The following is a 12,762-nucleotide window of genomic DNA, read 5'->3' as shown; positions in this document are numbered from 1 at the left end:
CCCCCTCAAGATGAGATTTCCCAATTAGTAAGACCCCTTGAAGACGACGAGGTTGATAGGCCTGGGGTGGAAGTGCAGCAATGCATGGAGCTGACAGGTACTAATCGGTCGAGGGCTTATCCAAAAACAACTCCAAAAAGTGGCGTCAGGCTGAACAAGCCGATCTGAGCACTTGAGGAGACTAAAACGCAAATACGTTTCGTATCCAGTTTTCAGGTGATCAAACATCTGAACACGTTTGGTGGCGATGGCGGAGGGGTTCCACGCGTACCCATCCCGAACACGACCGTTAAGCCCTCCAGCGCCGATGGTACTTGGACCGAAGGGTCCTGGGAGAGTAGGACGTTGCCAAGCAACTAAGAAAGAGCACTACCGTATGAAGCGGTGGTGCTCTTTTTGTATGCCCTAATACAAATTGATGCAAATCTGCAACAATTTCCGAACGTGTGGGCCTCGAAAAGCGAAAAGGATGCAAATGTGCAGGCATTTTCGGCTCTCTCCCCCGAAGGGAATCTCAGCAGCAACAAAAGCCTGCAGATTTGCAGGAATATCGCACAGAAGGGCCCTCTACCCCAATAATTCCTGCAGATTTGCAGGATATCGCAATCTAAGTGGGTTTTATTTACTCTGGAAATGTTTTAAAGAGGTTAAGGATCCGTCAATTTATAGATCAAAGTAAGAAGAAACTGTAATGGGCTTTGTCATTTGTTTAGGAAAGAAGTGGGTTACAATTATAAAGGTAAATGATAGTACAAGACGGAGGGTCTTACCTAATGTTAGATCGATTTTCAATCTGAGTTTGTCTTTAACTGGGTATAGTGCAAGCCGATTACAAGTTGATTCTAAATGATTCCCTAAACTTCAGAAAGTACCAGAGGGAATGTAACCATTTTGTTACCGACAGGTAGAGGACTAACGGATATAATTAAGATTGGTGTTTTAGTGTTAGTTGAAAGGCCTACTGACATCCTGCATCCGATGTAATCATCGATGCATAAATAAATACTCAATTAGAATAAGGCAGGGTAAGGAGGGATACATCATGCGGCAAAGAGGAATTAGGCGTTCCTTGTGCTTCATGGGAGGAGTCTTGCTGATGTTGGTTATCATCGCAGGCTGCGGCACTTCCGAGCCTTCCTGGACGACGTTTGTCGGATCGGCGGTAGAGAAGAGTTTCCCGGTACCTAAGGAAGCTAAACGAACGGAGACCGCGATGAATAATTCGAAAATGGATTATGTTCATTATTCGTTGCCAGGCCTTAAGGAGAGCAGCAGCGTACCGGAGGCTTACGAGAAGGCCATTAAGGAGTGGGGCTGGACGGAGGAGAAGGAAGAAAGCGCGGGAACGACAAAGGTGTACCATAAAGATAGATTGGTAGTTCAACTGACAATACACGATAATGCCTTTACGGTATTGGTGCCCAAAATGGAAGGGAAATCCGTGATTCAAGGGTTGGAGAGTCCTTGACGAAGGGATGAACAATAATAATACGCCGCGCCGGCCAACGTCGCGCGAATATTTACGGTCTATACAAAGAAGCCGGATCCTGTTAGAACCAACCAACGAGGAGCCGGGCTTTTTTTTGTTATGTAAAAAAGGTTAGGACATGTAATACGAGGTATCGTGCTCGTTAAACTTGATCCACCCGTTTTTGGGCTGTTTTTTCAGTCCGGCCAGGATATAAAGCCGGGGAGCCAAAAACCAGAAATGCCATACCAGCAACGATACAATGAAAGACAGGGGAGACCAGGGGATCAGAATGGCGATGATACCAAGGCCGATCCAGGATGCATGCAGATGCACTTGGCGATAAGTGCTATAGCTTACGTATTGATCCGGCAAATAACCGATCCAGGGCAGACGCCGGGTAAACCGCCAGCGTTTGCGATAGGAATGGCTGGTAATTATGAGCACGGATCGTGCGATAACGAAGTGAATCCATAAAACAACGGGCACAGCAAGCACGAAATAAAATATACTCGTCCACGAGATGAAGATCATTTCCGCGATCAGCCAAATAAAAGGGAGAGTTAAGAAGCCTTGAATTAAAGGCTTGGGCAGAACGATTTTTTTTAATAGCCGATAATTGTAAAACGTCGCATTTCTTCCCGTATCAGCAGACATCTGAAACAGCAATCCTCCTTGGCCAAATTGAGTGCGTTTACAAAGGATGACTACAATGCCAGCAAAAAACACACCTTACTTTGTATATCGGTTGAAGTGAAACAATTTTTGAGTTGGGTGCCGTACAAACACGGACGGTCCCAAACCGGCATATATATAATATAGAAAACCAACTATGAAAAGGTTTAAAATAATAGAATCTGTGCCATACTGGTAGTAAAACATACAAGGTGGGATCGACAATGGACCAGCATGCCGAAAATACGTGCATTATTTGCGGGGAACCGAAGTCGGAAGGCATCCATATCGTATCGGAGTTCATTTGTGATGCCTGTGAGGCGGAAATGGTGCATACGGATGTACAGGAGGAAAAATATCATTTCTTCATTCATCGCATGAAGCAGATTTGGGTAGAAAAAAATGCATAAGGGCAAAAGGGGAGGGACCTGTTCTTTAAATTGACGGGTCCTTTTATGTTGCCCTTTTCAAAGGGAAAGCGTTACAATGAAACGAAAGACTTGTTGCTAGACAAGCGTTGAAAGGGTCAGATCATGTTGAATGCGGAACAGAAACATGGCAAGAAAGTGGAGGAAGTTAGCGAGACCATTCGGACCGATGATAACGATAAAGCTGCAGCGATGGGGGGAAGAGCTGCGGCAACAAAAAATACGACCGCAAGCGCTCCTTTATATACGGCTTTGCAGGAGTATATCGCTAAGCGGGACGCCTCTTTTCATGTGCCGGGGCATAAGAACGGTGCAGCCTATCGGGGAGGCACGGCGGGGGCCGAGCTCGCCGGGGTGTTGGCCTTGGACGTGACGGAAATTACCGGCACGGACGATTTGCACCACCCGGAGGGCGTCATTCGCGAGGCGCAGGAACTGGCGGCGGGCGTGTTTGGCGCGGAGGAGACGTTTTTTTTGGTTGGCGGCAGCACGGCCGGCAACCTGGCGATGATCCTGAGCGTGTGCACCGCTCCGGGAGATGTGCTGCTCGTGCAGCGCAATGTGCATAAATCCGTCATCCACGGATTGATGCTGGCGGGCGCGCACGCGGTGTTTTTGGTGCCGCAGCAGGACGCGGGCAGCGGCCTGGCGACCATCCCGTCGGAGCGGGCGGTGCGTGAGGCCCTGCGCCGGTATCCCGGCGCCAAGGGGCTGCTCGTCACGCACCCGAACTATTACGGGATGGGAGCCTCGCTGCGCCCGCTGGCCGAGCTCTGCCACGCCAGCGGCGTGCCGCTGCTCGTGGACGAGGCCCACGGCGCCCATTTCGGGCTGCACCCGACGCTCCCGGAGAGCGCGCTGCAGGCCGGCGCCGACGGTGTCGTGCAGTCCACGCACAAGATGCTGACCGCGCTCACCATGGGTGCCATGCTCCATGTGCAGGGCGGCCTGCTGGATCGCGGGTTGCTGCGGCAGCGGCTGGCGATGGTGCAAAGCTCGAGCCCGTCCTATCCGATCATGGCATCGCTCGACCTCAGCCGCAGCAGGCTGCAAGCGGAAGGGCAGACCTTTTTCGAAAGCGGCCTGGTCGCCGCGGAGCAACTGAGACGCGGTCTTCGCGATCTCCCGCGCTTCGGGCTGCTAGAGGCGGGCGCACGCGGAGATCATGCAGCATATGCTATACAAGATCCGTGGAAGGCCGTGCTCTATGATAGCACTGGCGAATGGAGCGGGTACGAACTTCACGCCAAGCTGGAAGAAGGGGGCTGTGTCCCCGAAATGAGCGATGATAGGTATGTTGTACTGGCGCTAGGGCCTGGAACCACAAGTGAGGATATCTCCCGCGTGTTGCGGAGATTGGGGCAACTTTCGGCAGCCGGCGAAGCATCCCATTTTTCCACGTGGAACATCCAAACGAGCAAGAGGCAGAAGCAGGACTTGTTGGAGCATTTTGAGAAGGGGTCGGTTTTGGAAGAGATTTCGGCACCGGTGATCTTTGGGCTGCGGCCGATAGGCCCGGATGAAAAGGAAACGATCCCCCTGGAGGACTGCGAAGGGCGTCAAGTTGCCGAAATGGTGATTCCTTACCCTCCGGGGATTCCGCTTCTGTATCCGGGGGAGACCATCAGCAGCCGGACGAAGGAGCAATTATTGGCGCTCCGCCGAGCCAAGGCCAAGTGTCAGGGGCCGAACGATTCGACGTTAACGACCATACAGGTGATCAAGCACAGGATGGAAAGCAGGGAAGGGCATTGAACGTGAAGAAAAAGGGATTGTTTATTACGCTGGAAGGCGGTGAAGGATCCGGAAAGACATCAGTCATCCATGAATTGGGTAAAGCATTAGAAGAGAGAGGAATTCCTTATCTCGTTACCCGGGAGCCGGGAGGAATTCGGATCGCTGAGGAAATCCGCGAGGTGATTTTGAATCCCGTCCATACGGAAATGGACAGCCGAACCGAAGCACTGCTTTATGCGGCAGCCCGCAGACAGCACCTTGCGGAGAAGGTGGAGCCGGCCTTGGCCCAGGGAATCACGGTGTTATGCGATCGATTTGTCGACAGCAGTCTGGCTTATCAAGGCTACGCCCGGGGGCTCGGTATCGACGAGGTGCTGTCAATCAACTTGTTTGCAACCGCGGGCCGGTTCCCCGACCTCACTTTTTACATGGATATTGAGCCTGAGGTGGGGTTAGCTCGTATCGCTGCGGCCCAGGGCCGGGAAATCAACCGGTTGGACCTGGAAGGATTGGATTTTCATTATAAAGTCAGGGAAGGCTATGAGATTCTGGCGGCCATGTATCCGGATCGCATCCGCAAGGTGGACGCATCGGTCAGCCTCGAGGAAGTGGCGGCGGAGATAAGAAGGCGGCTTGCCGCGGCTTTAAAGGATTTTGGGCTGTAAATGTCAAATAGTAAAAGAGTGCTATTCAATCAAAAGTTAACGAGGAGGGACTGCAAATGAAACTGATCGTTGCAATTGTCCAAGACAAAGACAGCAACCGGTTGTCCAGCGCATTGGTGAAGGAAAACTTCCGGGCGACAAAACTGGCGAGTACCGGAGGGTTTCTGCGGGCGGGGAACACGACGTTCATGATCGGAGTGGATGATAACCAGGTTGAAGCCGTGATGAATGTGATCCGTAACAGTTGTAAAGTACGCGAGCAATTGGTTACCCCGGTTACGCCGATGAGCGGAACTACCGATTCGTATTTACCGCTTCCGGTGGAGGTTCAGGTGGGTGGAGCTACGGTTTTCGTTCTGCCGGTAGATCGGTTTGAACATTTTTAAGGCAGACCCTTTGCGGATTTTTTACCATTTAAGATTATAGAAAGACGGCGGTGATAGCTGTGAAAATAGATCCGGGTTACCGGCCGCTGAAGAGCGGTCTCGGTATCAATGAAAATACGGCCAAGCCGGTTCAGGCGAAAAGCTTCTCCGATGTCATGCAGCAGCATGGCACACAGGCATCCAAGGATGAGCTGAATCGCAAGTTTAAAGAGATACAATTGCAAGGGGATCGGCTTGCCCATTCCATGACGATCCGGGAGCTCAAGGCGTACCGCCTGCTTGTGAAGCGATTTTTGGAAGATACGGTCCGCCGGGGCGTAGGCATTAAAGAAGCTCGCGGCTGGGACCGGCGTGGGCGCGGCAAACGCTACAAGCTGTTGGATGAAGTGGATGCCGCCCTGCTGGCCATGGCCGATGAACTGCTGGAGACCGAGGAAGGAAAAATCGAGCTTCTGCAGAAAATCGGCGAAATCCGAGGGATGCTGATCAATCTCTGTTTTTAGAGTCGGCGCTCCCCTCCTTTGGAAAGGTAGACCAGAATTATGTCTTTCAAGGATATTATCGGACAGGAGGCGGCGAAGCAATTGTTGCAGAGCGGCCTCCGTCAACATCGTATTTCGCATGCTTATATATTCAGCGGACCGCCGGGAAGCGGACAGAAAGAGATGGCCTTGGCTTTTGTTCAGGCCTTGTTTTGTACATCGGGCACCGAAGACGCCTGCGGGGAGTGTCTGGAATGCCGCAAACTGCTGCATGGCAATCACCCCGATTTGCATCTCATCGCACCCGAGGGTGCAACGATTAAGATCGATCAGATCCGCGATTTGCAGCGCATCTTTTCATACCGTTCGGAAAGCGGCAATCCGAAGGCATACATTATTGAGCAGGCGGACAAAATGACCGTTCAGGCGGCGAACAGCTTACTGAAGTTTTTGGAGGAACCCCCTTCTCCGGCACTGGCTATCCTGCTATCGGATAATGGACGAGCTCTGCTTCCGACGATTCAATCGCGGGCCCAGTGGATCCCGTTCCAGCCGCTGGACCCGGAGACGATGCTGCAAATTCTGTCTGGCGAGGGATTTCCCGGAACGCTGGCCCGCAGCGCCGTACAAGTGGCGGCCGGACCGGAGGCATGCCGCGAATTACTGCGCCAGAATTGGTTTGCAGAAATTAGAAACGTAGTGTTACAATTAGGGAAGGAGACCGCTGGCCGTGGCGGAACTCCGTTGGTTACAGCGCAGCAAAGCGTATTTAAAGCAGGTTTAGGCGAGCATATGGACATGCTCTTTGATCTTTTCCATTTGTGGTTCAAAGATATGCTTCACGCGCTCTATCAAAGACATGATCATATTGTTTTTATAGATGAGTTGGACTTTATTCGCAGACATGCTTCCTCCCGCAGCCCGGGGCAATGGATCGATGCCATGGCACTGGCCGCGGAGAGCAAGAAGAAGCTCCGCCAGCATATGAATAGCCAGCTCTGCCTCGAGCAATTCCTGATCGGTATTGGCGGATAATGCCGAACCTCAGGGTTTTAGGGATTTCCGGACCGGACAGTTAAACTTTCTCCCGTGCAAGAACATGGGTTTTTACAGAATTTGTGTGTTTTTTATAGGTATACAAGGGGGTTAGTTTTTGTACACTGTAGTAGGTGTCCGTTTTAAAAAGGCGGGCAAAATATATTACTTCGACCCGCTAGAGCTTCCCGTCGAGAAGGATCAGAGTGTGATCGTCGAAACGGCGCGCGGGATCGAATACGGTAAAGTGGTTGTCGGCAAGAAGCAGGTCGGTGAGAATGATGTCGTGCTTCCGCTGAAGAAGGTCATTCGCATCGCCGACGAGTCCGACGCCCGTGTTGTGGAGGAGAACAAGTTTGCGGCAAAGAATGCCTTTGCTACATGTTTAAATAAAATCAAAGACCATGATTTGAAAATGAAGTTGGTCGATGTGGAATTTACGTTTGACCGCAATAAAATTATATTTTATTTTACTGCGGAGGGCCGAGTCGATTTCCGCGAGCTCGTCAAGGATCTGGCCAGCATTTTCCGGACCCGCATCGAACTGCGGCAGATCGGCGTTCGCGACGAAGCCAAGATGCTTGGCGGGATTGGACCCTGCGGGCGGGTATTATGCTGCTCCTCCTGGCTCGGAGATTTTGAGCCGGTGTCGATCAAGATGGCCAAGGATCAGAGCCTGTCCCTGAACCCGACCAAGATATCGGGATTGTGCGGCCGACTTATGTGCTGCTTGAAATTTGAGCATGATAATTATGAAAGCGTGCGAGAAGAGCTCCCGTCGGTCGGAAAACTAGTGGTTACCTCGCTGGGTGACGGAAAAGTGGTCGGACTGAACGCGGGGGCCCGGACCGTTCATGTGCAGCTGTTTGAAATCGGCAAAGTCAAGGAGCTCCCGCTCGATGATGTCGTCGTGAAATAGAATACATTCAAGAAAGACTTTAGAGAATGACTCTGGGGTGGGAACTTGGAGAATAAGGATATATTTAATCATATGCAGGCGCTGGAGACACAAATGAGTAAGGTTCACGGCCAATTTAGCACGCTGATGCTGGAGGTCAAGAGGCTGCTTGAAGAGAATCAGCAGCTTCGCCTGGAGAATGAGAAGATGCGCAAAATTTTAAAAGGGGACGGCGCCGAAGGAAATCCGCCGGCCGACTCCCCGGCTTCTCCGGCACCTTTGCCGGAGGGCAGTGAAAGCATGGATATTGTTGGTGAAGGGTACGACAATCTGGCGCGTCTTTATCACGAAGGGTTCCACATCTGCAATGTAAATTACGGACATTTACGTACGGAAGGCGACTGTCTGTTCTGCTTGTCTTTTTTGAATAAATAACGAACCGTAGGGATGCTTCCTACGGTTTTTTTTAAAGATTTAAGAAATTTCGATTACTTTTTACAGAATGGAAGATCAATTTGAAAAAGCAACCTGTACTCTATGAAAAAGAGCGTGTCGATGATCTGCTGACCCACGAATTGGGGATCATTCAAAGCGACGAGGTATTCAGTTTTTCGATGGACGCCGTGCTGTTGGCCCGGTTTGCCCAAATCCCGGGTCGCGGCAACGTGTTGGATATGTGCACCGGTAACGGCGTCATTCCGCTTCTGCTCTCGACCCGCAGCCGGGCAAATATTGAAGGCATTGAGATCCAGCCGCGGCTTGCGGATATGGCCCGGCGAAGCGTGGAGATGAACGGGCTTACGGAGCGAATCAGGATTCGCGAAGGGGATCTGCGGGAACTCGCTAAGCAGAAGGACCGCCCGGTTTACGACGCCATTACGGTCAATCCGCCTTATATGCCGCTGACGAGCGGAGATTTGAAGATCAATCCTTACCAGGCTATCGCGCGGCATGAGATCCACTGCACACTGGAGGAGGTCATAGCTGCGGCCATGCGCCTGCTACGCCCCGGCGGGAAGTTCTTCATGGTACATAAACCCCAGCGGCTGGGGGAAATGATGACTTTACTGCGCCAGTATCGGCTCGAGCCGAAAGTCGTTCGCTTCGTTCATTCCCGAATCGGGGCGGAAGCCAACATGGTGCTGATGGAAGCGCTGCGCGACGGCAAGCCGGACGTTCGGGTTCAGCCGCCGCTGATCGTTTACGAGGAGTCCGGAAATTACTGTCCGGAGATCATGAATATCTATTACGGACCAAAAGAGGGAGAAGCATGAGTGTAACTATACAAAAAAGTTTTGCGGTACCGCCGGGTAATCCTTACGGCAAGCTATACCTGGTCGCCACGCCGATCGGCAACCTGGAGGACATGACCTACCGGGCCGTCAGAACGCTGCAGGAAGCGGACATTATAGCGGCCGAAGACACGCGGCAAACCCGTAAATTGCTGACGCATTTCGAGATTTCGCCGGGCAAGCTGCTGAGCTACCACGAGCATAATAAGGCGGCGAGCGGGCCGGAATTAATTCGTCTTATAATAGAAGGAAAAAATTTGGCCCTGGTCAGCGACGCCGGATTGCCGGCGATTTCCGATCCCGGAAGCGATTTGGTAAAGTTGGCGGTGGAAGCAGGAATTTCGGTGATTCCGATCCCGGGGGCCAACGCGGCTTTATCGGCGCTGATCGTATCCGGTCTCTCCACCGAGCGATTTCAATTCATCGGTTTTCTGCCGCGGGATTCCAAAGAGCGCGACGTTCTGCTCAGCTCGCTGGAGGACGAGGCGAGCACACTGTTGCTGTATGAATCTCCCCATCGGGTGATTAAGACGCTGGAGGCTATTTTGGAGGCTTGGGGGGACCGTCGGATCGTGCTGGCTCGAGAGTTGACCAAAAGATACGAGGAGATGGCACGCGGCCATGTGAGCGATTGCTTAGCGTGGTTGACGGAACATCCGCCGCTGGGGGAATACTGCCTGGTGGTTGAAGGAGCGGATCCTGCCAAGATCAAAGAGAAGAAGGACGCTTGGTGGCAAGAGTTACCGATTGAGGCGCATGTCCGTCATTATGAGGAGGAGCAGGGTCTTCCCCGAAAAGAAGCCATGAAAAAGGCGGCCGCCGACCGGGGGATGACCAAACGCGATGTTTATAAATTGTTAATATAAGGGCGGGATTAAATTTCTTTGAGAGAAAGGGCGGACAAAAAAAGGGGCCTTACAGGCCGGGTTCAAGCCTGAAGGCGCCAAGGAGATATGAAAAAGGTTAGAATTAACAGTTTTTAATAAACCTATTATATACTATATTTCTTAATTTGTCACAGGGGTAGGAAGTTCGGTCAAACATTCCTGGCAAACAATTTTGCCTTTGAAGTAAGTGACGTTCTCAGCATTGCCACAGAAAATACAAGCGGGCTCGTATTTCTTTAGCATAATGCGTTCGCCGTCGACATAAATCTCGAGGGCGTCCTTCTCCCCAATGCCGAGGGTGCGGCGCAATTCGATAGGAATTACAACCCGACCCAATTCGTCTACTTTTCTTACGATACCTGTTGATTTCATCATAACCGATGATTGCCCCTCTCGCTATAATTTAAAAGCGTCATTATTCGACAAACTTCTATCTTTTATGATAATTATAATACCAACCATTGCCAGATCAGTCAACCTATTTATGGTAGAGTTCAGTATAATTTCTAATTTTAAACGTTTTAAGGTCATGATGCAATGGGGTTTACGGCGTTTTTTTTCACTTTTTATAGATTCGACATCTTGGAAGTTAATCCTCTGACTTAATACGACAAATATCGACATAAACCTACGACTTCAGTCACAATCCTTCTTTATTTATCAAAAAATAATTTTTGAAAAAAGAAAGGGGACTTTTTCCATGCATCCTCAGCTTCGGGAAGAAAAAGTTTTTAAGGATCCTGTTCATAATTATATTCATGTCCAGGACGAAATGATTTGGTCGTTGATTAATACCGCGGAATTTCAAAGGCTGCGGCGAATCCGCCAATTGGGCACCTCTTATTTAACCTTTCACGGAGCCGAGCATAGCCGTTTCTCCCACTCCCTGGGCGTTTACGAGATCACACGGCGCATTATTTCGCAGTTTGAACGGGCGGAATATCCGGATTGGCCGCAGGAGGAGAAAATGGTCACTTTATGCGCTGCGCTGCTGCATGACCTGGGGCATGGGCCGTTCTCCCATTCCATTGAGCAAGCGTTTCAGATGAACCATGAGGACTGGACCTGCAAAATCCTGCTTGGGGATACCGAAGTGGGCGAGGTCCTCCGCAGACACCGGGAGGATTTCCCCGAGAAGGTCGCTGCGGTCATCCGCAAAGATTATGAGCATCCGATTGTGGTGAATTTAGTATCCAGCCCGTTGGATGCGGATCGCATGGATTATCTGTTGAGGGACGCCTATTTTACTGGCGTGAACTACGGAACAATTGACATGGACCGGATATTACGGATGCTGAGGCCTTTTCAGGGGCGGATTGTCGTCAAGGAATCGGGAATGCATGCGGTGGAAGACTATCTGATGTCAAGATATCAAATGTATTGGCAAATTTATTTCCATCCGGTGACGCGCAGTTCGGAGATTATTTTGCGGCAAATCTTCCGGCGTGCGAAGGAGCTTTACGCGGGCGGACACGTATTTCGGTTTCTTCCGGAGCCGCTGCCGGGCCTGTTCAACCGGGAGCTGACTGTGCAGGAATATCTGCTGCTTGACGAGGCGTTGGTACAGACCGCTTTTATGCAGTGGAGGGTAGAATCGGATGAGCTGCTAAGCGACTTGTGCACACGATTTTTAAACCGGAAATTGTATAAATATGTAGAAGTGGAGTCGATGGATCTGGAAACGATTGACGAAATTCGCAGTGCGTTCGAAAGGGCCGGCCTTCATCCGGAATATGACCTGGAAATTGATTTTCCGACCGATCTGCCTTATGATGTGTTTCGTCCGAACGGTGAGTCTCGGGACAAGCAGATCTTGTTGTTGGACCGGCAGGATCAGTTGAAGGAAATCTCCGAGGTGTCGGACATTGTGCGTTCGATTAGCGGTCTGCACCGGGGCAAATATCATTTGTACTATCCGGATAATAAGTTGAGACCGGCCATGGACCGGCTGCCGCGGCATATCGCGGAATATTTTGAACAGGGAACGTAGGAGGGAGAATCATGGAATTATTTGATACGCATACGCACATGGATGCGCCGCAATTTGACGAAGACCGCCATGATGCGATTGAACGCGCCTTGGCGCAAGGGGTAACGCGGATGATCAACATCGGTTTTAACCGCGAGACGATCCCAACGACGATGAAGCTGGCCGAGACTTATGATTTTATTTATGCGGCGGTAGGTTGGCATCCGCAGGACGCCATTACGATGAAAGAAGATGATTTGGACTGGATTGCAGATTTATGCAAACATGAAAAGGTCGTCGCTATCGGAGAAATCGGCCTGGATTACTACTGGGATACGTCCCCCAAGGAGGTCCAGCACGAGGTATTCCGCAAGCAAATTCGGCTGGCCAGAGAGCTGGGAATGCCGATTTCCATACATAACCGGGATGCGCATGAAGATGTTGTTCGGATCCTGCGCGAGGAGAGAGCGAACGAGATTGGCGGGGTGATGCATTCCTATTCGGGCAGCTGGGAAATTGCCAAAATGTGTCTGGATTTGGGATTTCATTTGTCGTTTGGCGGACCGATTACGTTTAAAAATGCAAAGCAGCCCAAAGAGGTATTGGCGAAGACTCCCTTGGATCGGTTGCTGATCGAAACGGATTCCCCATATCTTACACCTCATCCATTTCGAGGAAAACGGAATGAGACCGGTCATGTCCGTTTGGTGGCCGAGGCGGCTGCCGAATTGAAGGGGATATCCGTGGAGGAAATCGCGGAAATTACGACCCGAAATGCGCTGGAACGATTTGGTATTCCAAGCAATCGGGAGAAAAACCAGTAAAAAAAAGAGCATTTCG

At 51.0% G+C, this 12,762-nt stretch carries 15 protein-coding genes and 2 rRNA genes; 15 read left to right on the top strand and 2 right to left on the bottom strand.

What is annotated here, in order from left to right:
* The 3 genes from V4U84_RS23355 to V4U84_RS23345 form a co-directional block, all read left to right on the top strand.
* Positions 1-124, top strand: a 23S ribosomal RNA gene (locus tag V4U84_RS23355); the annotation flags it as partial.
* A 113-nt stretch (positions 125-237) separates the two neighbouring features.
* Positions 238-354, top strand: a 5S ribosomal RNA gene (gene rrf, locus V4U84_RS23350).
* Positions 355-1,096: 742 nt separating this feature from the next.
* Entirely contained in the window at positions 1,097-1,468 is a 372-nt protein-coding gene (locus tag V4U84_RS23345) for a hypothetical protein (RefSeq protein ID WP_334075593.1), read from the top strand.
* A gap of 132 nt (positions 1,469-1,600) precedes the next feature.
* Here the strand turns inward: V4U84_RS23345 and V4U84_RS23340 are convergent, their stop codons facing one another.
* Positions 1,601-2,125, bottom strand: a complete 525-nt coding sequence (locus V4U84_RS23340) for a hypothetical protein (protein ID WP_334075592.1) — start codon at positions 2,123-2,125, stop codon at positions 1,601-1,603.
* A gap of 242 nt (positions 2,126-2,367) precedes the next feature.
* Here V4U84_RS23340 and V4U84_RS23335 point away from each other — a divergent pair, with 242 nt between their 5' ends.
* The 10 genes from V4U84_RS23335 (at position 2,368) to rsmI (ending at position 9,932) form a co-directional block, all read left to right on the top strand.
* Positions 2,368-2,553 (top strand): sigma factor G inhibitor Gin, encoded by a 186-nt coding sequence (locus tag V4U84_RS23335; protein WP_334075591.1) that lies wholly within the window; start codon positions 2,368-2,370, stop codon positions 2,551-2,553.
* Positions 2,554-2,763: 210 nt separating this feature from the next.
* A complete protein-coding gene (locus tag V4U84_RS23330) occupies positions 2,764-4,326 on the top strand; it encodes an aminotransferase class I/II-fold pyridoxal phosphate-dependent enzyme (protein ID WP_334078067.1) in 1,563 nt (520 codons plus the stop codon).
* Positions 4,323-4,973: a dTMP kinase gene (gene tmk, locus V4U84_RS23325; RefSeq protein WP_334078066.1), complete on the top strand. Its 651-nt coding sequence runs from the start codon at positions 4,323-4,325 to the stop codon at positions 4,971-4,973. The genes V4U84_RS23330 and tmk overlap by 4 nt, the downstream gene beginning before the upstream one ends.
* Positions 4,974-5,029: 56 nt before the next feature.
* The gene (locus tag V4U84_RS23320; protein WP_148454187.1) at positions 5,030-5,359 is read left to right on the top strand and encodes a cyclic-di-AMP receptor; all 330 of its coding nucleotides are present in this window, start codon (positions 5,030-5,032) and stop codon (positions 5,357-5,359) included.
* 59 nt (positions 5,360-5,418) lie between these two features.
* Positions 5,419-5,862, top strand: a complete 444-nt coding sequence (locus V4U84_RS23315) for a YaaR family protein (protein WP_334078065.1) — start codon at positions 5,419-5,421, stop codon at positions 5,860-5,862.
* Between the two features lie 39 nt (positions 5,863-5,901).
* Complete coding sequence (holB, locus tag V4U84_RS23310) at positions 5,902-6,876, top strand: DNA polymerase III subunit delta' (RefSeq protein ID WP_334078064.1); 975 nt, start codon at positions 5,902-5,904, stop codon at positions 6,874-6,876.
* A gap of 118 nt (positions 6,877-6,994) precedes the next feature.
* Positions 6,995-7,795: a PSP1 domain-containing protein gene (locus V4U84_RS23305; protein WP_213509073.1), complete on the top strand. Its 801-nt coding sequence runs from the start codon at positions 6,995-6,997 to the stop codon at positions 7,793-7,795.
* 45 nt (positions 7,796-7,840) lie between these two features.
* A complete protein-coding gene (locus tag V4U84_RS23300) occupies positions 7,841-8,209 on the top strand; it encodes an initiation-control protein YabA (protein ID WP_334078063.1) in 369 nt (122 codons plus the stop codon).
* 80 nt (positions 8,210-8,289) lie between these two features.
* Entirely contained in the window at positions 8,290-9,048 is a 759-nt protein-coding gene (locus tag V4U84_RS23295; protein ID WP_334078062.1) for a tRNA1(Val) (adenine(37)-N6)-methyltransferase, read from the top strand.
* Positions 9,045-9,932: a 16S rRNA (cytidine(1402)-2'-O)-methyltransferase gene (rsmI, locus tag V4U84_RS23290; RefSeq protein ID WP_334078061.1), complete on the top strand. Its 888-nt coding sequence runs from the start codon at positions 9,045-9,047 to the stop codon at positions 9,930-9,932. The genes V4U84_RS23295 and rsmI overlap by 4 nt, the downstream gene beginning before the upstream one ends.
* A 141-nt stretch (positions 9,933-10,073) precedes the next feature.
* Here rsmI and V4U84_RS23285 read toward each other — a convergent pair whose 3' ends face one another.
* A complete protein-coding gene (locus V4U84_RS23285; protein ID WP_148454200.1) occupies positions 10,074-10,328 on the bottom strand; it encodes an AbrB/MazE/SpoVT family DNA-binding domain-containing protein in 255 nt (84 codons plus the stop codon).
* Between the two features lie 325 nt (positions 10,329-10,653).
* On the opposite strand from V4U84_RS23285, the gene V4U84_RS23280 reads away from it, so the two are divergent.
* On the top strand, positions 10,654-11,943 hold the full coding sequence (locus tag V4U84_RS23280; protein ID WP_334078060.1) for an HD domain-containing protein: 1,290 nt from the start codon (positions 10,654-10,656) through the stop codon (positions 11,941-11,943).
* Positions 11,944-11,954: 11 nt separating this feature from the next.
* Positions 11,955-12,746 (top strand): TatD family hydrolase, encoded by a 792-nt coding sequence (locus tag V4U84_RS23275; protein ID WP_334078059.1) that lies wholly within the window; start codon positions 11,955-11,957, stop codon positions 12,744-12,746.
* Positions 12,747-12,762: the final 16 nt, after the last annotated feature.

Origin of the sequence: Paenibacillus sanfengchensis, from assembly GCF_036864765.1 — a bacterium.
Taxonomy (GTDB): Bacteria; Bacillota; Bacilli; order Paenibacillales; family Paenibacillaceae; genus Fontibacillus; species Fontibacillus sanfengchensis.
This window is presented reverse-complemented; position numbering and strand designations above follow the sequence as displayed.